The sequence below is a fragment of the Christiangramia echinicola DSM 19838 genome (assembly GCF_000423065.1).
Lineage (GTDB): Bacteria > Bacteroidota > Bacteroidia > Flavobacteriales > Flavobacteriaceae > Christiangramia > Christiangramia echinicola.
Map to the genome: position 1 here is coordinate 940,406 of NZ_AUHG01000010.1, position 24,499 is coordinate 964,904.

Annotated in this window: 25 protein-coding genes; 13 read left to right on the top strand and 12 right to left on the bottom strand. The window is 38.0% G+C overall.

The window, feature by feature from the left end; all coding sequences use genetic code 11:
- Positions 1–2: 2 nt before the first annotated feature.
- Both G530_RS0104845 and G530_RS0104850 read right to left on the bottom strand, forming a co-directional pair.
- Positions 3–887: an NAD kinase gene (locus tag G530_RS0104845; protein WP_026933461.1), complete on the bottom strand. Its 885-nt coding sequence runs from the start codon at positions 885–887 to the stop codon at positions 3–5.
- Between the two features lie 3 nt (positions 888–890).
- A complete protein-coding gene (locus G530_RS0104850; RefSeq protein ID WP_026933462.1) occupies positions 891–1,547 on the bottom strand; it encodes a CBS domain-containing protein in 657 nt (218 codons plus the stop codon).
- Between the two features lie 89 nt (positions 1,548–1,636).
- Here G530_RS0104850 and G530_RS0104855 point away from each other — a divergent pair, with 89 nt between their 5' ends.
- The 8 genes from G530_RS0104855 (at position 1,637) to clpX (ending at position 9,997) form a co-directional block, all read left to right on the top strand.
- Positions 1,637–2,350: a pyridoxine 5'-phosphate synthase gene (locus G530_RS0104855; RefSeq protein WP_026933463.1), complete on the top strand. Its 714-nt coding sequence runs from the start codon at positions 1,637–1,639 to the stop codon at positions 2,348–2,350.
- Positions 2,351–3,112, top strand: coding sequence for an alpha/beta fold hydrolase (locus G530_RS0104860; protein ID WP_026933464.1), 762 nt, complete (start codon positions 2,351–2,353; stop codon positions 3,110–3,112).
- A gap of 121 nt (positions 3,113–3,233) precedes the next feature.
- Positions 3,234–4,502 carry an OmpP1/FadL family transporter gene (locus tag G530_RS0104865; protein ID WP_026933465.1) on the top strand — a complete coding sequence of 423 codons (1,269 nt, stop codon included), beginning with the start codon at positions 3,234–3,236 and terminating at the stop codon, positions 4,500–4,502.
- Positions 4,503–4,510: 8 nt separating this feature from the next.
- Complete coding sequence (locus G530_RS0104870) at positions 4,511–6,094, top strand: lipase (RefSeq protein ID WP_026933466.1); 1,584 nt, start codon at positions 4,511–4,513, stop codon at positions 6,092–6,094.
- Positions 6,095–6,180: 86 nt separating this feature from the next.
- Positions 6,181–6,522, top strand: a complete 342-nt coding sequence (locus G530_RS0104875) for a phage holin family protein (protein ID WP_026933467.1) — start codon at positions 6,181–6,183, stop codon at positions 6,520–6,522.
- 85 nt (positions 6,523–6,607) lie between these two features.
- Entirely contained in the window at positions 6,608–7,930 is a 1,323-nt protein-coding gene (gene tig / locus G530_RS0104880) for a trigger factor (protein ID WP_026933468.1), read from the top strand.
- 111 nt (positions 7,931–8,041) lie between these two features.
- On the top strand, positions 8,042–8,719 hold the full coding sequence (gene clpP / locus G530_RS0104885) for an ATP-dependent Clp endopeptidase proteolytic subunit ClpP (protein ID WP_026933469.1): 678 nt from the start codon (positions 8,042–8,044) through the stop codon (positions 8,717–8,719).
- 45 nt (positions 8,720–8,764) lie between these two features.
- Positions 8,765–9,997 carry an ATP-dependent Clp protease ATP-binding subunit ClpX gene (gene clpX / locus G530_RS0104890; RefSeq protein WP_026933470.1) on the top strand — a complete coding sequence of 411 codons (1,233 nt, stop codon included), beginning with the start codon at positions 8,765–8,767 and terminating at the stop codon, positions 9,995–9,997.
- Between the two features lie 72 nt (positions 9,998–10,069).
- Here the strand turns inward: clpX and G530_RS0104895 are convergent, their stop codons facing one another.
- From G530_RS0104895 to G530_RS0104920, 6 genes are read right to left on the bottom strand one after another with little or no spacing between them, the layout of a single operon-like run.
- Entirely contained in the window at positions 10,070–10,642 is a 573-nt protein-coding gene (locus G530_RS0104895; RefSeq protein ID WP_026933471.1) for a pentapeptide repeat-containing protein, read from the bottom strand.
- A 36-nt stretch (positions 10,643–10,678) separates the two neighbouring features.
- Positions 10,679–11,494 carry a TPM domain-containing protein gene (locus tag G530_RS0104900; protein WP_422678745.1) on the bottom strand — a complete coding sequence of 272 codons (816 nt, stop codon included), beginning with the start codon at positions 11,492–11,494 and terminating at the stop codon, positions 10,679–10,681.
- Positions 11,463–11,906: a TPM domain-containing protein gene (locus G530_RS0104905; protein ID WP_026933473.1), complete on the bottom strand. Its 444-nt coding sequence runs from the start codon at positions 11,904–11,906 to the stop codon at positions 11,463–11,465. The genes G530_RS0104900 and G530_RS0104905 overlap by 32 nt, the downstream gene beginning before the upstream one ends.
- Before the next feature lie 6 nt (positions 11,907–11,912).
- A complete protein-coding gene (locus G530_RS0104910) occupies positions 11,913–12,509 on the bottom strand; it encodes a LemA family protein (RefSeq protein WP_026933474.1) in 597 nt (198 codons plus the stop codon).
- Between the two features lies 1 nt (position 12,510).
- Positions 12,511–12,840, bottom strand: a complete 330-nt coding sequence (locus G530_RS0104915; protein WP_026933475.1) for a MerR family transcriptional regulator — start codon at positions 12,838–12,840, stop codon at positions 12,511–12,513.
- Positions 12,840–13,817, bottom strand: a complete 978-nt coding sequence (locus G530_RS0104920) for a M23 family metallopeptidase (RefSeq protein WP_026933476.1) — start codon at positions 13,815–13,817, stop codon at positions 12,840–12,842. Before G530_RS0104920 ends, G530_RS0104915 begins: the two co-directional genes overlap by 1 nt.
- Positions 13,818–13,948: 131 nt before the next feature.
- On the opposite strand from G530_RS0104920, the gene alaS reads away from it, so the two are divergent.
- The 3 genes from alaS to G530_RS0104935 all read left to right on the top strand — a co-directional run bounded on the left by alaS (position 13,949) and on the right by G530_RS0104935 (position 18,489).
- A complete protein-coding gene (gene alaS, locus G530_RS0104925) occupies positions 13,949–16,564 on the top strand; it encodes an alanine--tRNA ligase (protein WP_026933477.1) in 2,616 nt (871 codons plus the stop codon).
- Between the two features lie 45 nt (positions 16,565–16,609).
- Positions 16,610–17,560, top strand: a complete 951-nt coding sequence (locus G530_RS0104930; protein WP_026933478.1) for a GSCFA domain-containing protein — start codon at positions 16,610–16,612, stop codon at positions 17,558–17,560.
- Positions 17,561–17,874: 314 nt separating this feature from the next.
- Positions 17,875–18,489: a DUF4230 domain-containing protein gene (locus G530_RS0104935; RefSeq protein WP_026933479.1), complete on the top strand. Its 615-nt coding sequence runs from the start codon at positions 17,875–17,877 to the stop codon at positions 18,487–18,489.
- Here the strand turns inward: G530_RS0104935 and G530_RS0104940 are convergent.
- The 4 genes from G530_RS0104940 to G530_RS17685 form a co-directional block, all read right to left on the bottom strand.
- Positions 18,486–20,243, bottom strand: coding sequence for an aromatic amino acid hydroxylase (locus G530_RS0104940; protein ID WP_026933480.1), 1,758 nt, complete (start codon positions 20,241–20,243; stop codon positions 18,486–18,488). The genes G530_RS0104935 and G530_RS0104940 overlap by 4 nt on opposite strands.
- 118 nt (positions 20,244–20,361) lie before the next feature.
- Positions 20,362–20,904, bottom strand: a complete 543-nt coding sequence (locus tag G530_RS0104945) for a DUF4136 domain-containing protein (protein WP_026933481.1) — start codon at positions 20,902–20,904, stop codon at positions 20,362–20,364.
- A gap of 28 nt (positions 20,905–20,932) precedes the next feature.
- Entirely contained in the window at positions 20,933–22,921 is a 1,989-nt protein-coding gene (locus tag G530_RS0104950; protein WP_026933482.1) for a urocanate hydratase, read from the bottom strand.
- Positions 22,922–22,927: 6 nt separating this feature from the next.
- Positions 22,928–23,098, bottom strand: a complete 171-nt coding sequence (locus G530_RS17685) for a C1orf53 family protein (protein WP_169514031.1) — start codon at positions 23,096–23,098, stop codon at positions 22,928–22,930.
- A gap of 32 nt (positions 23,099–23,130) precedes the next feature.
- Between G530_RS17685 and G530_RS0104960 the strand changes: the two genes are divergently transcribed.
- On the top strand, positions 23,131–23,457 hold the full coding sequence (locus tag G530_RS0104960; RefSeq protein ID WP_026933483.1) for a hypothetical protein: 327 nt from the start codon (positions 23,131–23,133) through the stop codon (positions 23,455–23,457).
- A 112-nt stretch (positions 23,458–23,569) separates the two neighbouring features.
- Positions 23,570–24,499: a 1-aminocyclopropane-1-carboxylate deaminase/D-cysteine desulfhydrase gene (locus tag G530_RS0104965; protein ID WP_026933484.1), complete on the top strand. Its 930-nt coding sequence runs from the start codon at positions 23,570–23,572 to the stop codon at positions 24,497–24,499.

A 24,499-nucleotide genomic window follows, 5' to 3' on the forward strand; every position in this document is an offset into this window, starting at 1 on the left:
GCTTAATTCCGCTTGTCTTCACCCCAAAGCAGTTTTTTTCGAAGAGTGTTAAGAAAACTATCTTCGCGTAATTCAACAAAATTAATTGTGTAGGGTGCTTTTGTAATAATGATCTCCGTATCATTTTCTAAAGTGGCAATACGGGAATCCATAGAAACCAGGTGTGTTTCTTCTCTTCCGGAAACCTTTAGTTTTATTTTGGTATGATCTCTAATAACCAGTGGTCGGGCATTTAGATTATGCGGCGCTATAGGTGTAATTACCAGTGAATCTGCATCTGGTGTGATTACCGGGCCACCGCAACTAAGCGAATAACCTGTAGATCCTGTTGGTGTGGAAATAATTAAACCATCTGCCCAGTAGGAAGTAAGGTATTGATCATCTAGCCAAGTGTCCACCGTGATCATAGAAGTAGTGTTTTTCCTGCTAACCGCAATTTCATTTAATGCAATGTGAGAAAATACAGGGTCGTAATTTTTTGGATTTGTTTCTATGGTCAATACAGATCTGGGGGAAAGACTGAATCTCTTTTCCAGAATTTCATCTAAAGTACTTTCTATCTGCTCTTTTTGAATCGTTGCTAGAAAACCTAATCTTCCAGTGTTAATTCCAACTATTGGAATATCCAGATTGCGTATATAATTGATAGATTTTAATATCGTACCATCACCTCCAATACAGAAAAAAAGATCGAATGAATTGTCCAGCTCTTCAAAAGCGCTAAAATGGGCATAATCTTTTTCAATATTATTATTGCTATGAATCAGCTTTAAGAAATCTTCCTCAATGAGGACCTCGATATTCTTTTTATCCAGAAGTTCAAGAAACTGACCTATATATTGTGCAGCATTGGCATGATAAAACTGACCGTAGATGCCTATCTTCATAAATTATATGTTCAAATATTTGTCAAGGTATTTCGAACGATCCTTGAGATTTTTATTGAAGGTGTCTTCCTGATGTTCAGAGATAATAATGTAGCCATATCTTCTAAACGCCTGGATGATCTCATTCATTCCCGAAGGGGTGATTTTTAAGGTGATCTCAGCCATGTCATTTTCCATTTTAGAAACGAAAGCACCTAAAAGATGGGCGTTGTTAGATTCTACGATCTGGCTAACCTCTCCAAAAGTATAATCTTTAAATGCTTTTTCTATCACCAGAATATTCCCGGCCTCATGAAGAAATGGAGTTTCCTTGAATAATGAGATCATTTCATTTAATTCTACATAGCCCAGGTAATGGTTTTCGGTATCCAGGACCGGTAAAATATTAGAATTATTCTGGGCAAAAGCTTCGAGGCTATCAAGCCAATAATTGCTTTCTCTTACAAAAAAACCTTCCAGTGAGTATTTGTAATCCTCGAGAGTCTTCTCATTTTCAAAACACCTAACATCATTTTCTGATATACAACCAACATAAACCCCTTCATCTTCAACCGGCATATGGGTATAGGTGAGCTGATTAAAAAGTTCCTGGATATCTCCGATTTTTTCAGAAATACTAAGAATTTCTACATCATTCAATATGTGTTCTTTCAAACTCATCGTCTCGTTTCCTTTTCTGCAAATTAATCAAAATAAAATTCATTGAAGCAGGCTGCACTTTGTATTTTTGTTAATAAAATGAAGCAGAAATGACAAAATTAAGTGTAAATATTAATAAAATAGCCACTCTTCGAAATGCTCGTGGTGGTGGTGTGCCTAATGTTGTAGATGCCGCCAGAAATATTGAATCTTTTGGTGCTGAAGGTATTACAGTGCATCCCCGGCCAGATGAAAGGCACATTCGTTACGCCGATGTTAAAGAATTAAAACCAGTGCTTACTACCGAGTTTAATATTGAAGGCAAGCCAATTCAGCAATTTATAGATCTTGTTTTTGATGCAAATCCTGCGCAGGTGACACTTGTTCCTGATGCAGAAGATGCCATTACCTCTAATGCAGGTTGGGACACCATTAAGCATAAAGATTTTCTAAACGAGGTAATAGCAGCATTTAAAGCTAAGGGAATAAGAACCTCGATTTTTGTGGACCCAGATATAAAAATGGTGGAGGGCGCCGCAGAAACTGGAACTGACAGGATAGAGTTATATACAGAAAGTTATGCTATGGGTTATGCAGAGGGTAATCTTAATGCAGTAAAACCTTATGCTGAATGTGCTATACTAGCTCATAAACTTGGCCTTGGTGTGAATGCAGGACACGATCTCTCTTTACCTAATCTGAAATATTTTAAAGAAAATGTTCCTCACCTTGCAGAAGTGTCTATTGGTCATGCCTTGATCTCAGAAGCACTCTATCATGGTCTGGAGAAAACTATTCAGGAATATTTAAAAATTTTGAAATAGATGCAATTACACTCTAATATATTAGGAGAAGGTAAACCATTTCTTATACTGCATGGATTTTTGGGAATGAGCGATAACTGGAAAACCCTTGGGAAAAAATTCGCAGGCGATGGTTTTCAGGTTCATTTGATAGATCAGCGAAACCATGGGAAGAGTCCACATAGTGATGATTTTTCTTATAAGTTAATGGCTGAAGATCTAAAAGAATATTGTGAATCTCATGATTTAGAAAATATCATACTCTTAGGGCATTCCATGGGCGGAAAAACAGCAATGCTTTCGGCATGTGAATATGAAGGTCTGGTAGAAAAGCTTATTATAGTAGATATTGCGCCTAAATATTACGCACCGCATCATCAGCAAATCTTAAAAGGGCTTACTGCTTTGGATGATGCTAAATTAACCTCCAGGGGTGATGCCGAAGAATTTCTTGAAGATTATATATCCGAGACCGGGGTGCGCTTATTCTTACTTAAAAACCTGTATTGGAAAACCAAAGAGCAGCTTGCTTTAAGGGTTAATCTTGACTCATTAAAGGATAATATTAACAATATAGGAGAATCCCTACCAGGTAATATGACCTATAATGGGCCAACTTTATTTATAAATGGGGATAAATCAGATTATATTACGTCTGAAGATGAGCCGCTCATCAAAGAGCATTTCCCAAATGCAGAGATTAAGCCTATTAAAAATGCGGGTCATTGGGTTCATGCTGAAAATATGAAAGCATTCTACGAGGCCGTAATCCGATTTGTTTAAAATCTTTCTAAATTTATTATGTATGCATAATAAAAACCGGCGAAATGTTGCATAATATCTATTTTATACTATTTTTGGCGGAAGCTTTTTAAGACATATTAAATATAATCCTAATTAAATTATGAAAAGACTATTTTTACTTGGCCTGGTTATGATGGTCACGGCTATTACTTATGCCGGTGGTTACAGGGTAAGTCTACAGGGTCAACGTGGACTTGCTATGGGGCACACTGGAGTAGCAGTGGTGAATAATGCTGAATTGGCCTTCTTTAATCCAGCCGGATTGGTTTTCCTTGAAAATAAGATTAATGCAGCTGTTGGTGTGAGTGCCGTTTTCTCTGATGTTGTATGGCAAAACCAGGAGTTTGGCCAGACGGCTAGAACAGATAGCCCTGTTGGAACTCCTTTTTATGCATATTTTTCTTATAAATTAAATGAAAAATTAAGTGTAGGTCTTGCGGCATATACTCCTTATGGTAGTTCTGTTGCCTGGGAAAAAGACTGGGCAGGATCTCATCTTGTAAATGATATTGAGCTGGCTGCAATTTATGTGCAGGCATTAGCTTCTTATAAAATTACCGATAACCTTTCTGTAGGTGGTGGACCTATCTATGTGAGCGGTTCTGTGAATTTTAACAGAAACCTAAATAGAACACTTACAGATCTTGATGGCAATCGTGCCAATGTAACTATAGACGCTTCCGGTGTTAGTGCCTTTGGATGGTCTGCTGGAGCGATGTGGAGCCCGGTTGATAGTTTGAGAATTGGTGTGAATTATCGTTCAGAGATCTTAGTTGAGGCTGAAGGTGGTGATGCCGATTTTGAAAATATTCCAAATTCCCCTTTAACTCCATTTAGTGATACGCAATTTGATGCAACCTTACCGCTTCCAGCTGAACTTACAATTGGAGCATCTTATCAATTAAATGATCAATGGCTTTTCGCATTTGATTATAACAGAACCTTCTGGGGTGTTTACGAATCTTTAGATGTAGATTTCGCTGATCCGGGAATACCAGATTCAAATAACCCTAGAGAATATGAAGATTCCTCTATATATAGATTTGGTCTTCAGTATACTGCAAACCAAACTTTTACTTTGAGAGCTGGGTATTACTTTGATGAATCTCCGGTACAATCTGGATATTTTGCCCCTGAAACGCCAAGAAATGATTCTAATAATTTTACTGGTGGTCTTTCGGTAAATGTGACAGATAATGTTGCCATCGATGCTTCTTTCCTTTATAGTAGGTTCGAAGAAATCGATGAGTCTTATGATTATTATACAGAGCCAGATCCAAGTACAGGTCAGCCTCGCAGAGTGCCTTTTGGAGGAACGTATAAATCCAGCGCATTTATTCCTGGTCTTGGTGTAACAATTAAAATTTAATAAGAACGATGAAGAATTATTTTAAATATATAGCAATATTAGCCCTTGGGGTAGTATCCTGTGAACCAGAATTAGAAAACGCCATCGAAGACGGTGAAGTATATTCAAATGGTGAGGCAGACTTCTCAAATTATGTGGCTCTAGGAAACTCTTTAACCGCGGGATATGCAGATGGAGCACTTTACATTACTGGTCAGGAGAATTCTTATCCAAACATTCTTGCCGGTAAATTTGCTTTAACACAAGATACAGATGGTTTTACCCAGCCATTAGTAAATGATAATGCAGGTGGACTTATATTGAATGGTTCGCAGATTACAGAAAATAGATTTGTACTTTCTGTTAATGCAGATGGTGATCCCTCACCAGCCAGATATACTGGTGCAGATCCAACCACAGAGGTTTCAACTAAACTAGCTGGGCCTTTTAATAATATGGGGGTTCCAGGAGCAAAATCTTATCATTTAGTAGCTCCAAATTATGGAAGTGTTTCTGGAGTAGCGACAGGTATGGCTAATCCGTATTTCGCAAGATTTTCGAGTTCTGAAAGTGCTACTGTACTTGAAGATGCATTGGCACAGCAACCTACTTTTTTCACACTTTGGATTGGGAATAATGACGTGCTTTCTTATGCAACATCAGGAGGAGTAGGTGAATATAGATTAAATGAAACAGATCCTACTCTTTACGGAGAGAATGATATTACAGATCCTAACTTTTTCGCAATGCTATATGGTCAGATGGTAGGAGCGCTAGCTCAAAATGCAGGAGGAGTATTGTTGAATATTCCAAACGTAACTTCAGCTCCGTATTTCACTGCTGTGCCATTTGCAGCTTTAAGTCCGGCTGATGAAAATTTCGGTCCTCAGATCCCTACTTTAAATGCGACTTTTGCACCGCTTAACCAGGCATTCGCTTTCTTAGGTGTGCCGGAAAGAAGTGTTAATTTCGCGACAGATGCAGCTAGTCCGGTTTTAATTAAAGACGAATCTCTAGCAGATATCTCAGATCAATTAACAGAAGTGCTAATTGGAGGTGGAGTGGATCCTGCAACTGCAACCTTATACGGAATGCAATACGGGCAGTCGCGCCAGGCAACGGCTGAAGATCTACTAGTACTTACGAGTGCAGGGGTTATAGGAACTGTGAATACACAAAGAGTTCAGGAATTAATGGCTTTAGGGTTAGATCAACAAACAGCCGGTCAGTTATCTGTAAATGGGGTTACTTTTCCTATGGAAGATCAATATGTTCTAACTGAAAGCGAAGTGAGTATCGTGCAATCTGCGACTACTGCCTTCAATATTGCGATTTCACAAATAGCACAAGACAACGGTCTTGGATTAGTTGATGCTAATGCTGTTTTAAATAAGTTAGATAGCGAAGGGATTGCTTTTGATGGTGGAACTATCACTTCAGCTTTTGTAAGTGGTGGGGCTTTCTCTTTAGATGGGATTCATTTAACTCCTAGAGGTAATGCAGTTATCGCTAACGAAATTATTTCAGAAATTAATGCAACTTATGGATCTAATGTTCCAAAAGCGAATGTTGGTGCATATGGGACTGTGACACTTAGTCAGGACGTTCAGTAATATTTAAATTGCCATAAAATTTAAAAGGCCGGGATATTCCCGGCCTTTTTTTTGCAACTTTACCTGATAATCAACCTTTTTTAGATATGAAATTTATACTTAGATTATTACTAACGGCACTTGCGGTAGTAATTCTTGCAAAAGTGCTTCCGGGAGTAAGTGTAGATAGTTACTGGACAGCGGTAATAGTAGCGCTGGTTTTGGCTTTATTAAATTTTATAGTAAAGCCTTTACTGGTCCTTTTTACTTTGCCTGTTACCATCCTAACTCTAGGATTATTCTTACTGGTCATCAATGCGATCATCATATTTATGGCAGATGGATTCGTGAGCGGATTTGACGTAGATGGATGGTTTATTGCCATTATTTTTAGTTTGTTACTATCTCTGGTGCAATCTTTGCTTTTTTCAATTCTGAAATCAGATTAGATTTAACTGAATTTCAACAAATTGAAACTTTGCAGACTTTAAGAAAAAACGTAATTTTGCACTCCAATTTTTATAACAGATCAAAATGAATATTACCAGAGAGAATATTGATGAATTAAATGCGGTAGTTAAAGTTGATATCGCTAAAGAAGATTATGCCGGTAAAGTAGAGAAGATTTTAAAAGATTACCGTAAGAATGCCAATATTCCCGGTTTCAGAAAAGGTCATGTGCCTATGGGGATGGTGAAGAAGCAATATGGCCAGGCTGTGTTGGTAGATGAGGTTAATAAATTGCTACAGGATAGTCTTAATAAATATCTTACTGAAGAGAAACTTGATGTTTTAGGGAATCCTCTTCCAAAAGAGCAGGAAAATTTTGACTGGGAAAAAGATAATTACAGCTTTGAATTCGAATTGGGACTAGCTCCTGAATTTGATGTAAATCTTGATCTTAAGAAACCAGTTACTAAATATAATATCGTTGCCGATGAGAAAATGGTAAACGATCAAATTGAAAGTATTCAGAAGCAATACGGAAAGTTGAAGACCAAGGATGTTGTTGAAGAAGGAGATACTGTTGCTGGTACTTTTAAGAATGAAGACGAAGGTATCGAGAATGATTCTACCATTGAGCTTTCTAATATTAAAGGTAAAAGAAACCTGAATAAATTCGTTGGAGCTAAAGTTGGTGATACTGTTACAGTAAAAACTAAAGGACTTTTCGAAGATGATCACGCTTTGGTAAATCACTTAAAAGTTGAACATGATAAAGCTCACGATCTTGATATCGAGGTAGCTTTTATTATTTCTGAGATTAATGAAAGAGAACTTGCAGATCTAGACCAGGAATTGTTTGATAAGCTTTTCGGAGAAGGAAAAGTTAAGTCGGTAACAGAACTTAAAGAAAAGATCAAGGAAGACGCAGCGAAGCAATTCGAGCAACAGAGTGATCAGCAATTGATGAATGATATTACTGAAGCTCTTATCGAAGCTACTAATTTTGAACTTCCTAAAGAATTTCTTCAGAAGTGGATCCAGACAGTTGGTGAAAAACCATTAACTGAAGAAGAAGCGGTAGAAGAATACGAAAAGAGTGAAAAAGGGCTTCGTTACCAGTTGATCGAAGGGAAAGTTGTTAATGACAATAACCTTAATGTAGATTTCAACGACCTTAAAGCTTTCACTACAGATAAGATCAAGCAGCAAATGGCACAATTTGGCCAGATGGATCCATCAGAAAAAGAACTTGATGATATCGCTGCCAGAATATTATCTAACCAGGATGAGGTTAAGAGACTTTCTGAGCAATTGATGAATGAAAAACTTCTTGAATTTTATAAAGAAAATATGAAATTCGACGAAAAAGAACTGACTTACGAAGAATTTGTGAAAGCAATATATAAGTAAGCCTTTTTACGATATATTACCTATCTTTAAGGCGTTAACTCATTTAGAGTAACGCCTTTTTTGGTTTTAACCGGAATTTTAATTAAGATTAGAAAAACAACGAAAAAATTGATGGATTACGGAAAAGAATTTCAAAAATATGCTGTCTCAGATCATAACATAAACAGCAATTATTACGATAAGATTGTTAGTAGTATGATGCCTCAGGGCATGACCCCGAATATTATTGAGGAACGCCAGATGAACGCTGTGGCCATGGACGTTTTTTCACGTTTAATGATGGACAGGATCATCTTCCTTGGAACAGGAATCAATGAGCAGGTAGCGAATATCGTGCAGGCTCAGTTATTGTTCCTGGAAAGTACAGACGCATCAAAAGATATTCAGATATATATTAACTCTCCGGGAGGAAGTGTATATGCTGGTCTTGGTATTTATGATACTATGCAGTTCATAAAACCAGATGTTGCTACCATTTGTACGGGAATGGCGGCTTCTATGGGAGCAGTGCTATTATGTGCGGGAGAAGCTGGAAAACGTAGCGGACTTCCACATAGCAGAGTAATGATCCATCAGCCAATGGGTGGAGCCCAGGGTCAGGCAAGTGACATTGAGATTACAGCCAGAGAGATCATAACTCTAAAAGAAGAATTATATAAGATCATAGCAAAACATTCAGGTCAAACTTATGAAAAGGTTCATGAAGACAGTGATCGTGACTACTGGATGAAAGCTGAAAAAGCTAAAGAATATGGTATGATCGATGAGATTTTAAAAAGAGAAGGATAAATAGTGATTAACTTGTTAAATAAGTAATTACTGAAAATTTAAATAATGGCGAAAGAAGATTTAGAATGTTCCTTTTGTGGTAGAAAAAAACCCGAAACTAACCTGCTTATTGCAGGATTAGATGCACATATATGTGATCGCTGTATTGAACAGGCTCACGGAATTGTTGTAGAAGAATCTAAGCAGGGTGATGCAAGGGAGCTTTCTTCAGACCTAATGCTAAGTAAACCTAAATCCATTAAATCATTTCTGGATGAGTATATCATTGGTCAGGAAGAAACCAAAAAGGTGATGTCTGTGGCGGTATACAATCACTATAAGAGATTGCTGCAACCAGAGAGCGATGATGATGTAGAGATCCAGAAGAGTAATATTGTAATGGTAGGGGAGACCGGTACGGGTAAGACCTTAATGGCCAGAACAATTGCTAAAATGCTGAATGTTCCTCTGGCTATCGTAGATGCTACCGTTTTAACCGAAGCAGGATACGTTGGAGAGGATGTTGAAGGAATATTAACCAGGTTGCTTCAGGCTGCAGATTATAATACTGAGAAAGCGGAACGAGGAATTGTTTTTATTGATGAGATAGATAAGATCGCCCGTAAGAGTGATAATCCTTCAATAACCCGTGATGTTTCAGGAGAAGGTGTGCAACAGGCTTTATTGAAACTGTTGGAAGGAACTTCTGTAAACGTTCCACCTAAAGGAGGGCGTAAGCATCCAGACCAAAAATTCATCGAGGTAAATACAGAGAATATCCTGTTTATTGCCGGTGGTGCTTTTGATGGTATCGAAAGAATTATCAGTAAGAGATTAAATATGCAAGCTGTAGGATTTAGCGCTTCTAAAAGTGAAGATTCTATAGAGCGTACCAATCTTTTAAAATATATCATCCCGAAGGATCTTAAAGAATTCGGATTGATCCCTGAGATAATTGGACGTTTACCTGCGCTAACTTATATGAATCCTCTGGATAGAAAAACACTTCGCGCAATACTTACAGAACCTAAGAATGCGATCATCAAGCAATATAAGAAGCTTTTCGAAATGGATGATATAGAATTTGATATCACCGATGATGCTTTGGATTATATTGTTAATAAAGCAGTGGAATATAAATTAGGTGCAAGAGGTCTGCGTTCGCTATGTGAAGCTATTCTAACAGATGCTATGTTCGAATTGCCTGAAAGTGAAGAGGGGCAGTTTACAGTAACTCGTGAATATGCAGATGATAAATTGAATAAATCTACAATGAGTAAATTGAAAGCGGTTTCTTAATTCAGCTTCAATCATATTTATATAGAAAACGCCATCAATTTGATGGCGTTTTTCTTTTATATAAAATCTGAATTATTCGATATGTAACTGGTATTTATCTAGTAAACCAGTGACTTCAGGAAGTGAAAACTTAGCTCCCTTTATTTTATTAATTTCGGGATCTATACTATAGTTGTAAGCCGATCTTAGATTTGCTTTTTCAAGAATGGTATTATCAAAGATCGCGTTTTGAAAATCGCAGCCTTCCAGATTGGAGTAGCTAAAATCGCAGGCACTCAGATCAGTGTTTCTAAATTTTGAATTATTGAACCTGGATTTCGTGAGATTGATTCCATAGAATATAGAATGGTCAAAAACGGAATTTTCAGCAGATATAGAAAAGGCAAAACTCTCGCAATGATCAAAATTAAGCCCTATAAGCTTACAGGTTGAAAACTGACATTCCTGAAATTCAGTTTTTGATAATTTGCAATTGCTTAGATCGCATTCTATAAAGGTGCATTCTGTAAACCTGAAACTACTAAAGTCGTGATCAGAAAAATTACAGTTCGTAAAGGTGCAACCTTCATAATCTGCAGTTTTAAGCGCTTCTTTTTTGTGATTTAAATCACTGAAATTTTCGTCTGTAAAGAATTGATCATTCATTTTCAGAATATTGCAGGTTTATAAAATAAGGTCATTTTACCAGCTTCCACCGGCACCACCACCGCCAAATCCGCCGCCGCCGAAACCTCCTCCAAAGCCTCCGCCGCCACCGAAGCCTCCGCCAGAACTTCCGCCGCCAAAACTACCACGACCCAGAGAACTTAGAATTATCGCGTCCCATAGAACACTTCTACCGGTTCTTCTACCTCCATTTTTTCCTCCGCCACGCTTATTAAAAAAAGAAACCAGGACTGCGAAGAGAATAAAAAAGATAATAATAGTCTTAAAAGAAATTCCGCCACCCCCGTTGCCACTGGATCGAGGCGATCCTTCAAAAGTGCCGTTTAGTACTTGAAAAATTGCTGTGGTTCCGTTATTAAGACCTCCATATATATTACCATTCTTAAATTCAGGTAGAATAATAAGTTCGATGATCTCTTTGGTTTTAGCATCAGTCATATATTCTTCAAGACCATACCCAGTAGTAATCCAAATTTTTCGCTCTTTCTGAGCTACAAGAATTAAAAGACCATTATCCTTCTTGCTTTGACCAATTCCCCATTCATGGGCCCAGTGTGTGGCATATGTTCCTTCATACTCTCCCTCTAGAGACTGAATAGTGACTACTACAATTTGAGTGGAAGTTGTGTCTGCGTAATTAATCAGTTTTTGCTCAAGTCTGTTCTCATCAGAAGTAGAAAGCATATCTGCCTCGTCATAAACACTTGTTTGCTCTGATGGTTTTGGCGGAATATCGCGCTGAGCCAACGCAGTGAATCCCGTTAATAATATCAGTAAAAGTATAAATCGTTTGATAAGCCTATCCTTTTGAAATTTGATCTGATAATTCATTGGTGTCATCCTCATCCCATGGAAAATGTTTCTGTAATTGCTCGCCGGCTTTAAGAACACCTTCAACCAGACCATCTTTATAATTGCCATTTTTAAAATGAGAAACTATAAGGTCTTTGGTGCTTTCCCAGAAGTCATCTGCCACCACATCGTTGACTCCCTTGTCACCGTAGATCACGAAATTGCGATCTTCTACGGCCACGTAGATCAACACGCCATTAGCATCTTTAGTATTATCCATTTTCAGTGCATGAAATACTTCCATGGCTCTCTCAAAAATGTCTAGATCACCCGTACTTGGTTCCAGGTGCACACGAATCTCACCACTGGTAGTTCTTTCAGCCTGTCTAATAGCGTCAACGATTTCCTCTTCTTCTCTCTTGCTTAAAAAAGCTTCACTCTGTACGCTCATTTTTTTCTAAAAATCGAATTCTACATCTGGTGCATTTTCTGCCCCGGCATCTGCCTGGAATCGCTCCATTCTCTCAAAACCGAACATTCCTGCAAATAGATTATTAGGGAATACTCGAATGTATGTGTTGTAATCTGTAACAGCCTCATTAAAACGATCTCTGGCTACATTAATCCTGTTTTCAGTGCCTTCCAGTTGTGATTGTAATTGAAGGAAATTCTGATTCGCTTTTAGCTCAGGATATCTTTCTACCGTAACTAATAACCTTGATAATGCTGAAGTAACTCCCTGTTGTGCCTGTTGAAATTGTTGAATTTGAGCGGCACTTAAATTTTCTGCATCTACATTTACTGAAGTTGCCTTTGCTCTGGCTTCGATCACCTCTTTTAAGGTACCTCTTTCAAAGTCTGCAGCACCTTCCACAGTTTTAACAAGATTACCTATTAGGTCGTTCCTTCTTTGGTAAGAACTTTCTACGTTAGACCAGGCTAATTTGGCGTTTTCTTCCTTGGCAACAGCGGTGTTGTTAAATCCTGCAGTGAATTTCCAGATCACAACGACACCTATAACGATAATTATTAATGGGATAAGCCACTTTTTCATATTACAATTGATTTTTAAGATTGATTAGTTCAGATTTTACGCTTTCAAGTTTAGTAATTATATCAAAATTGCTCAGCGTTTTATGTTTTTCTTCTTTAAGATGCGTTTTTGCTCCCTCCAGGGTAAAGCCTCTTTCTTTTACTAAATGATAGATGAGGCTAAGATTCTTAATGTCTTCAGGAGTAAATTTCCTATTTCCCTTGGCATTTTTCTTTGGCTTGATCACATCAAACTCCTTTTCCCAGAATCGTATCAGGGAGGTATTTACTTTAAAAGCTTCGGCGACTTCGCCAATGCTGTAATAGCGTTTGTCAGGAAGATCTATGTGCATTAATCAAGCGATTGATTTTCACGTTGGGCCTTTTCGAGTACTTCCCCAAATTCTTCTGGAGAAAGGTTTCCGTAATAAAAATTAATAGGATTAATTCTTTGTTCGTCCTTAAAGATCTCATAGTGCAGGTGAGGAGCTTCAGATCTACCGGTGCTTCCAACAAATCCTATTACATCACCTCTTTTTACTCTTTGACCTCTTCGAACATTATATTTATATAAATGGGCATAAAGGCTGGTGTAGCCATAGCCGTGATCTATTCTAATGTGATTTCCGTAACCAGTAGATCTACTATCTGCTCTCGCTATTCTACCATCTCCGGTAGCATAAACAGGTGTGCCTCTTGGGGCGGTAAAATCCATCCCGTAATGAAATTTTCGCGCTTTGGTAAAAGGGTCTGTTCTCCATCCATAACCTGAAGCAATTCTGCTAAGATCCTCATTATTTACTGGCTGTATCGCAGGAATTGCAGAAAGTAATTCACCTTTTTCCTTGGCAAGTTCAGCAATTTCATCAAGAGATTTAGACTGTACTACCAGACGTTTGGTAAGGATATCCATCCTTTTGGTAGTTTCAGCGATAAGCTTGGAGTTGTCAAAACCTTCAAGATTTTGATACCGGTTAATTCCTCCAAATCCAGCTTTTCTTTGCTCCTCGGGAATTGGATTCGCTTCAAAATAAAGTCTGTAAATATTATTGTCCCTGTCTTCAATATTAGCCATTACATCCTGGATCTGGTCCATCTTCTTGTTAAGAAGGCCATATTGTAACTGCATGTTATGTAATTCACGCTTAAGCGCTTTTTCTTTTGGAGTTTCTATTTGAGGAATGTTCAAATAGATGATTAAAAGTATGAATCCGGCCAGAAATGAACCAGTAATACTAAGCAGGACGATACCTAACCGCCTGCCTTTTTTTTGCTCGATCTTTTTATAAGAAAGGGTCTCGCTATCGTAATAATATTTAACCTTCGACATGAGTTAAATTTATGCTATTTTTGCGTCCAGAAACGGCTCAAATACCGTGTTAATTAATACGGTAAACGAACAAATATATGAATTGTTTTGCCGTCTTCATAATTTAATGAATTTTGCAAGAAAATAACTGAATGAAGTCACAGGATATCCGCAAACAGTTTCTAGAATATTTCAAATCGAAGTCCCATAGCATTGTGCCATCTGCACCCATGGTCATTAAAGATGATCCTACGCTTATGTTTACAAATGCGGGTATGAATCAGTTCAAGGAGTTTTTCCTTGGAAATTCGATTCCAAAAAATAACCGGGTTACCGATACTCAAAAATGTCTTCGGGTGAGCGGTAAGCATAATGATCTTGAAGAGGTTGGTCATGATACCTATCATCATACTATGTTCGAGATGCTGGGTAACTGGAGTTTTGGTGATTATTTTAAAGAAGAGGCTATCAACTGGGCCTGGGAATTGCTGACTGAAGTTTTCAAAATAAATCCTGAAAACTTATATGTTTCGGTATTTGAAGGAAGTGAAGATAGAGACAATCTGGGATTAGATACCGAAGCTTTAGAGCTTTGGAAAAAGATCGTTCCGGAAGACAGAATTATTTACGGGAATAAGAAAGATAATTTCTGGGAAATGGGAGACCAGGGGCCATGCGGACCTTGTTCTGAGATTCATATAGATATAAGATCTGAAGATGAAAAAGCGAAGGCACCGGGAAGAGATCTTGTAAATATGGACCACCCACAGGTGGTAGAGATCTGGAACCTGGTATTTATGCAATATAACCGTAAAGCCAATGGAGATCTTGAAGAACTGCCAGCTAAGCATATAGATACGGGGATGGGATTTGAACGCTTGTGTATGGTGCTTCAAAATAAACAGTCTAATTACGATACAGATGTATTTACACCACTTTTAAACGAAATTGAAAAGATCACTGGTGTAAAATATGGTAAATCTGAAGACTCCAATATCGCCATGCGAGTGATCGCAGATCACGTTAGGGCGGTAGCATTTTCAATTGCAGATGGGCAATTACCTAGTAATACCGGGGCCGGATATGTAATTAGAAGAATATTAAGGAGAGCGATAAGGTATGGTTTTACATTTCTAAATACTAAAGAGCCGTTCATATATAAACTTGTTCCAGTTCTAAGTGAACAAATGGGAGTAGCTTTCCCAGAATTAAGATCTCAGCAGGGATTAATGGAGAATGTGATTCGCGAAGAAGAAGCATCTTTCTTAAGAACTTTAGAGCAAGGTCTGGTTTTACTTGAAAACCTAATGAAGGATTCAAAGGATAAGACTATTTCGGGAGAAAAAGCATTCGAACTATATGACACTTTTGGATTTCCTATAGATCTTACGGCCCTGATATTAAGGGAAAATGGATATGAACTGGATGAAAAAGGCTTCGAGGCTGAACTAAAAAAACAAAAAGATCGTTCCCGGGAAGCTACTGCGGTTAGCGCTGGTGATTGGATAGACTTAAATGAATTGGAGGAAGATACATTCATTGGTTATGATCAACTGGAGGCTGAGGTGAAAATTGCCAAATACCGAAAAGTAGAATCCAAGAAGAAAGGTGAGATGTACCAGGTGGTACTTAATAAAACACCATTCTATCCAGAAGGTGGAGGACAGGTTGGTGATAAGGGTATTATTTTGTCATCAGACGGCGAAGTGGTGGATGTGCTGGATACCAGGAAGGAGAATAATCTAATAGTTCACTTCACCAAAGAATTGCCTAGAAATACTGATGCAGATTTTAAAGCCATCGTGAATAAGACCGAAAGGTCTAATACTGCATCTAATCATACTGCTACCCATCTATTGCACCAGGCGCTTAGAAGCATTCTTGGAACTCATGTAGAGCAAAAAGGGTCTATGGTGCAGAGCGGTTACTTAAGATTCGATTTTTCTCACTTTAGTAAGGTGACTTCTGAAGAGCTTGAGAAAGTTGAAACTTTTGTAAATGCCAGGATCCGTGAAAATTTAAGTCTGGAAGAGCAAAGAAATATTTCATATCAGGAAGCGATAGACCAGGGTGCGATCGCTTTATTCGGAGAAAAATATGGTGACTCGGTAAGAGCTATACGTTTTGGTGATTCAATGGAGCTTTGCGGCGGTATCCATGTTCGAAACACATCAGATATCTGGTATTTCAAAATCACTGGTGAATCTGCGGTTGCTTCAGGAATTAGAAGGATAGAAGCGATCTCTGGTGAAGCAGCTATGGAGTATTTTGAAGAGCAAACCAATATTCTGGAAGAGATCAAAAGCGGATTAAAGAATGCTAATGATCCCGTGAAAGCAATAAATAATCTTCAGGATGAAAATATTGCTTTAAAGAGGCAGGTTGAAAGTTTATTAAAGGATAAGGCGAAAAACCTTAAATCTGAACTTAAGCAGGAAGTAAAAAATGTTAGTGGAATTAATTTCCTTTCAAAAAGAGTAGATCTGGATGCGGCAGGGATCAAAGATCTTGCCTTCCAGTTAGGAGAAGAAATAGATGACCTGTTCTTGTTATTCGGGACAGAGCAGAACGGAAAAGCATTGCTTTCATGTTATATTTCTAAAGACCTTGTAAAGGAAAAAGATCTAAACGCGGGACAGATAGTTCGTGAACTAGGTAAATATATCCAGGGAGGTGGAGGAGGCCAGCCTTTCTTTGCTACCGCAGGTGGTAAAAAACCTGATGGGCTCAACGAGGCGCTGCAAAAAGCCGAAAGTTTTATAAAATAACATTTAAAATCCCGGTAAGTCGCCGGGATTTTTTAATTTAAGAATATGGATTTTAGAACCAAAGTTCCAATTAAAGAAGGTCTGCCTAAGATCGAACATTCTTCGGGAGTATTCCTGATAGGTTCGTGTTTTGTGGAAAATATAGGAGATAAACTGGAATGGTTCAGGTTTAAAAATCTTCAAAACCCTACAGGGATCATTTTCCATCCTTCACCAATTCGCAAATTTTTCCAGAGAATTTCTAATAATGAAGATTTTAAGGAGCAGGATGTAATGGAATTCAATGGAGGCTGGCAAACTTTAGAAGCACATTCAGATATGCGGAGATCTTCCCGGGAGGATTGTCTTCAGGATCTTAACGCAGCACTTTCAGAAAGCAGGGATTTTATAAAGAAAGCTTCTCATGTTATAATTAGCCTGGGGACTGCCTGGGGATATATATACGAAGGTAGGGATACCATTGCAGCGAATTGTCATAAGATTCCGCAAAATAGATTTACCAGGGAGCTTTCGTCGGTAAAAGAAATAATGAACGACCTCGAGGTCATCGAGCATTCAATATCTGAATTGAATGAAAAGGCAAAAATTATTTTTACGATCTCTCCAGTACGACATTTAAAAGATGGATTTTCTGAAAATCAGCATAGTAAAGCACAATTAATTTCTGCTTTACATGATTTTATAGATTCTTCAAAATCCAGTTCTTATTTTCCTTCTTATGAAATCATGATGGATGAACTTCGTGATTATAGATTTTATTCTGAAGATATGCTGCATCCAAATAAAGTGGCAATAGAATATATCTGGAATTTATTTTCAGTGAACTGGATGACAGATAAATCTATAAATTTGAATGCTGAAATAGATAAAATTCAGAAGGCACTTTCACACTCTCCGCGCGAAGAAAATTCCGCAGCTCATAGGAAATTTCTTACGGAATTACAAGCAAAAATCGAGGAAATTCAAAAAAAATACCCTGAAATTAACTTTTCTTAGGCCTTGTAGTTATTGGGATTCTTAATTTTTTAATATAATGGAAACCATATAAATACAAATCATATTAAAATATTCGTATTTTTACAAAGCAGATTTGAAATAAATATATGCAGATTATAATGATGAGAATCTCAATAATCAAATATTTATGGAAGGTTTGTTTTCTAAAATTTGTTGGGGTAGATTTTAGAATATACTAAAGGACGGGTGGGGCCGTCCTTTAGTTTTTTATAGCAATTAATTAACTCTCTTTAAGTTTTAGTTTTAATCCTTCTTCGGTTTTTTTCCTAATTTCCCTTTTCTAATAAATTCTTATGAAGAATATTCTATTATCCATTCTCATGGTTGCAGTCGTCATCCTTGGATTTATGTATTGGGAACAAAAGAATGATGAAAGAGAAAGTCTTGAAGAAAATACTGTACTTACCCAGGAACAGATAAGGAACGTGGGTAAACTGGTGGTGACTGAAGGTACATTTTCCCAGGTATTTACGTATAAAAATTCTAAATCCTTCTATTTTGATGTTCTTTCAGCCAGGAAGAAGGCGCTTATAGTTGTGAATGCAGATGTGAGTGTGGCTTATGATCTCAGTAAACTCGATATTCAAATAGATGAAGAAGGGAAAAGAGTGATCATTAACGATATTCCAGAGGAGGAAATTAGTATTAATCCTAATATCAAGTATTATGATGTAACACAGGATTATCTAAATCAATTTGAAGCTGAAGATTATAATAAGATCAAAACGCGTATTGAAAAAGGTTTACGGGAGAAGATAGAGAATTCTACATTAAAATCTAATGCCAGGAACAGGCTGGTTAGTGAACTTCAAAAAATATACATTCTAATCAGTAGTATGGGCTGGACACTGGAATATAAGGACCAACCCATTTCAAATTCTGAAAATCTTGAGAAGATCAAACTCTAAGGAGTGACCATCTTTATTTCGGTCATTTCTATACCATCATTAATTAAGTGCGCAACTTCTGGTCTGTCTTTCTTAATCTCTTCCAGCCTTGCTTTTACCTCCTTAGCTAGTTTAGGATCATCCTCGACCGCAAGCTCATAGATCTCTACAGATAAGAGCCAGTCTTTAGGATGATGCTTTTTTACAATATCAAATGCAGCGTTTAGTGAAAATTTAGTGTTTTCACCATTTCTTATATTCCTTATTGATTTATATAAAGACTCCAGTTCTTCTCTTTCTGGAGTTTTCTTACTTTTAATAGTAGTAGTGGATGGAGTATGAGTAATAAGATCGAATGAATGATGATCTGCCGGTCCGGCAAAAGCAGAAATGATCTCTTTTCCAACAGCCATATCATATTTACTCCATTCCGGTTTAAAAAGAATTTCGTCATGATGAGTCACCGTACAGTTTTTGAAACTTATAATGATGATCTTCCCCTGCAGATTTCTTGTTCCGGTGATGATCTCTCCTTCAACTTTAACTCCGCCTTCAAACTCAAGGCTTACGTTCTCACCTTCATAAATATCGTAAGCCCTTAGATCTCTTGGGCTCATGTCTTCAATAGCCAGGTTAATCCCTTTTAAGCTGCCTATAGGTGAGCCAAAACCTTCAGGATGGGTTGAGACACCATGTCCTACGAGTTCTTTCTCACGAGAAGACAGGGCTGTTTTGCCTTTGGTTTGAATATAAACAGGTTTTCCTTCGTGCTCGATCACTTTAGAAAAGTTTCCAGAAACCTGTATACCTGTACTGAATTCAATTGTGCCCAGGTTCTTAGAATCTATTAATTTCTGAATACCTTCCAGTCCTCCTTTGCGTAGGGCCATTTTATTGGCGAATTCTTCCAGTACCAGGCTCAAATGAGCAAAGTCTGGAGTAACGAATAGCTGAGGTTGAGGTTTAGTAATATCAAATTCTTTCTTAGATGCTTCGAGGGTATAGGGGAGCTTTTTAACTGCATTGGTCATACAGGATTTGCTTTCTCCAATAGAAGAAAGGAGTCCGGCACCGTAAATTTTTGGTTCTTCAACAGTACCTATTAGTCCGTATTCCACGGTCCACCAGTGTAAATTTCTTATCTGAGCCATTTCACTAGGCTTAACATCTGCATTCTGAAGTTCGTCAACTCTTTTTTCAACTTCCTCGATCTTTTCCTTTGGTGTGTCTTCAGCCTCTTTTAGAATAGATAATTCACGAATAGCTTCATAAACTTCATAATCATGAGAACTGGAAATAGCTTTACAGCCTATTTCTCCAAAACGTCTTAAATATTCAGCATACTCCGGGTTTGCAATAATAGGTGCATGACCGGCGCCTTCGTGAATAATATCTGGAGCTGGTGTATATTCTATATGTTCCAACTGCCTGATGTCACTGGCAATCACTAATACATTATAGGCCTGGAATTCCATAAAAGCAGCAGGAGGAATAAATCCATCAACTGCAACTGCAGCCCAGCCTATTTCTTCGAGGATACGGTTCATACCGTACATATTCGGGATGCTATCTATAGAAATTCCAGTTTTCTTTAAACCCTCCAGATAAGAATCATGAGCCACCTGGCTCAGATAATCTACATTCTTTCTCATTACATAGCGCCATGCCGCCTGATTAATTGGGCTGTAATCATCATAATTCTGTGGCTTAATATATTGTTGAAGGTGGGCAGGTAACCTGTCCAGGATTTCGTTGGATTGTATATTATCTATCATGATAAGGCTTAACTAAAACGTTTGCGTTAAAAGTACAAAATTTGAAAGAGAACGGGAAAGATTTTAGCTGGCGACCCTGTATAAAAAAGCCCCTGTAAAAGGGGCGTTAATTATTTTTCTACTTCTCCATACCCGGAGGATATTTCTCCATGATCTTGGAAACTATCTCGTTGATGCGTTCCTGTTTTTTATTAACTTCTCGAGCAAGGGCTGCGGTTCCCATTCCCTGCCAAACCAATTCTTTATCTGCAGAATCGATCAGGTCTATATATAGGGTCCCTTCACTGGTACTGCTTACTGTGTTAAATCCACTTCCCCAATACCACGGGTTCCATCCCCAACCGTAACCCCAATATGGGTATACATTGTTGTAGATGTTAATGTTCTCGTTTGTCTTTGTAAAGATGCTAACTAATAGGTCTGGATCTTCAGATTTCGTAAATCCTTTTTTCTGCATTTCAGCTTCAATAGCTCGTAAAATTCTTTTCTTATCAAGATCAGAAATTTCAGCCTTATCTATTCCTGGCTTAAAAAAAGCATAAGTCCCATAGTTAGTAAAGTCGGCTTCGCGATCGTAGTCTGAAGCGACTCTTACACTGCTGCATGAAGATAAAAGAACAGCAAATAACAGCAGAACTGGAGTAATTTTAAGAAATTTCATAGGTTAGATTTTTAGATTTATATGAATTTTAATCCAAAAGCGTCGGATCTACGAGATTAGGAATAGTTACTTTCAACTGCGGATTCATATCCATGGCGCGCTTTGCGGCAAAAATTGCTTCCTTATTCCTGGCCCAGGATCTACGGGCAATTCCGTTGTTAACATCCCAGAATAGCATAGATTTCAAACGGTCTTCTGATGCTTTATCACCTTCAAGAATCATGCCGAAGCCGCCATTTACAACCTCTCCCCATCCAACACCACCCCCATTATGGATGCTTACCCAGGTCGCTCCTCGAAAACTATCACCTATAACGTTCTGGATTGCCATATCTGCGGTAAAGCTTGAACCATCATATATATTAGAGGTTTCACGGTATGGTGAATCGGTTCCTGATACATCATGGTGATCACGACCTAAAATTACCTGGCCAATCTCCCCGCGGCCAATGGCATCATTAAATGCCTTAGCAATTGCAGTTCTTCCTTCTGCATCTGCATAAAGAATTCTTGCCTTAGAACCCACAACCAGTTTATTTTCCCGAGCTCCTTTGATCCACTGAATATTATCCTGCATTTGCTGTTGGATTTCAGCTGGTGAGTTTTCTTTTAGTTTTTTCAGAACTTCAGTAGCGATCAAATCGGTTTTCTGAAGATCTTCATCCTTACCAGATGCACAAACCCATCTGAAAGGTCCAAAACCGTAATCAAAACACATTGGTCCCATGATATCCTGAACATAGCTAGGGTATTTGAAGCTTTTCCCATTTTCACTCATTATATCTGCCCCGGCTCTGGAAGCTTCAAGTAAGAACGCATTTCCGTAGTCGAAGAAATAGGTTCCCTTCGCAGTGTGCTTATTTATGGCGGAAGCCTGTCTTCTCAAGCTATCCTGAACTTTGGCCTTAAAAAGTTCTGGCTCCCGGGCCATCATTTCATTTGCCTCTTCAAATCCCAGATCTACCGGATAATATCCCCCGGCCCATGGATTGTGAAGCGAAGTCTGGTCACTTCCCAGGTCTATATAAATATTGTTTTCTGCAAAATATTCCCAGATCTCTACCACATTTCCCTGGTAAGCGATAGAAACCACTTCCTTATTTGTTTTTGCTTTTTTAACTCTTTCTGCAAGTTTTTCAACATCATCTATCACTTCATCAACCCAACCTTGCTTATGCCTGGTTTGAGTCGCTTTAGGATTCACTTCCGCACAAATTGTAATACACCCGGCGATATTTCCTGCCTTTGGCTGTGCCCCGCTCATTCCGCCAAGACCCGAAGTCACAAATAATTTTCCGTCCAGGCCTTCTCCATTCTTAGAGATCTTTCTTCCGGCATTCAAAACGGTGATAGTAGTTCCATGTACAATTCCCTGCGGACCTATATACATATAACTCCCAGCTGTCATCTGTCCGTACTGGGTAACACCAAGAGCATTAAACTTCTCCCAGTCATCAGGTTTAGAATAATTCGGGATCATCATTCCGTTAGTGACCACAACTCTAGGCGCGTTTTCATGTGATGGAAATAATCCCATAGGATGACCAGAGTACATAACTAAAGTCTGCTTATTATCCATTTGGGCGAGATACTGCATAGTTAAACGATACTGAGCCCAATTCTGAAATACGGCACCGTTCCCGCCATAGGTGATCAATTCTTCAGGATGCTGTGCAACCTCGGGATCCAGGTTATTCTGAATCATTAACATGATGCCTTTTGCCTGAACACTTTTACCCGGATATTCATCTATAGGTCTGGCATAGAAATCATAGTCTGGCTTGAATCTGTACATGTAGATCCTGCCGTATTTTTCTAGCTCCTCCTTAAATTCAGGAACCAAAGTTTTATGATGTTTTTTGTCGAAATATCTTAAAGCATTTTCTAAAGCCAGTTTCTTTTCGTCCGCATCTAAAATATCTTTTCGCCTGGGAGCGTGATTCAGAGATTCATCATAAGATTTAGCTGCCGGTAATTCATCCGGTATTCCTTCAAGTATCAGATCCTTAAAATTCATTCTATATTATTCTTGAGAATTAGTTTTCTTATTATATCCGTATGGGCAATGCCTGCAACCACTTTCACAGCAATAACCTCTTTTAAGATGATATTGTTCAGTAAAACAGCGGTAGCCTTCAGGAGTAAGGTAATAATCTCCATCTTCTAACCGGATCCTTTTTTTCTGAAAATTCATGAGGCTAAAATACAATTTCTTATCTTGAAAGCATGATTTTGATCGTCAACAAAAGGCTACTTTCAGGCAGGTTCAAGGGTATAAGCTTATGGCCTTTTGTGATCCTGGAAAGTGATCAGCTTAAGAAAAACGAATTTTTTCTGAATCATGAAAAGATACATTTAAGACAGCAGTTAGAATTGCTGGTGCTTTTTTTCTATGTCTGGTACGCGATAGAATTCTTTATACGATATCTGGTTTGTCGCGATGGAATGCTGGCTTATAGAAATATAAGTTTTGAAAGAGAAGCCTACCGGCGAGAAAATGATGTTGGATACCTCAAAAAAAGACCTTTCTGGGCTTTTCTGAAATTCATGTAATTTTCCGTCAAGCTGAACTTGATTCAGCTTCTATTAGATCCTGAATCAAGTTCAGGATGACGATTTCTTCATGATGTTATTCATTCTGAAATTCAATAGGTATTTTTGCAGAATGCATGACTTTTTTGATAATGCTATTTCTCAAAATATGCCGAATCAATTCGTGAAGGAATTCGATAAGGGTATTCAGCTTTATATTAAAAGAGAAGACCTGCTGCATCCTGAAGTTTCGGGCAACAAATTCCGGAAGCTGAAATATAATTTACTCGAAGCCAAAAAGGGCAATTTTCAAAGCTTACTAACTTTCGGCGGAGCACATTCCAATCATATTGCCGCATCTGCAGCTGCTGGGAAACTTTTCGATTTTGAAACCATAGGAATAATTCGTGGTGAAGAGCTGGAAAATTCCAGGCAGAAATGGAGCCCCACGTTGAAATATGCCGAATCCTGCGGAATGCAATTCAAATTTATTAGTCGGGAAGAATACCGCGAAAAAGAATCTCCGGAATTTATAGAAAAACTGAGAAACTACTTTGATGATTTCTATCTGGTTCCGGAAGGTGGAACCAACGAGTTTGCGATCAAAGGATGTACAGAAATACTTTCTGAAGAGGATAAAGATTTTAATTTCATTTGTTCTTCAGTAGGAACCGGCGGAACTTTAGCCGGATTGATCAATGCTGCTAAAGACTCTCAAAAGGTGCTGGGTTATTCAGCATTGAATTCAGATTACCTTAAAGATGAGATTTCTAATATGGTTGAAACTTCAAATTGGGAACTTATGCTAAACTATCATTTTGGAGGTTATGCAAAAGTCGATGAACAGTTGATCAACTTTATAAACGATTTCAGTAAAAATTATAAAATCAATCTTGATCCAGTCTATACTGGAAAATTACTTTTTGGTATTTTTGACCTCATAAAACAGGGCTATTTTCCTGCGAATTCTAAAATACTTGCAATTCATACCGGTGGATTGCAGGGAATTGAAGGGATGAACCGGTTTTTGAAGAAAAAAAAGCTGCCTCAAATTGAATATTAA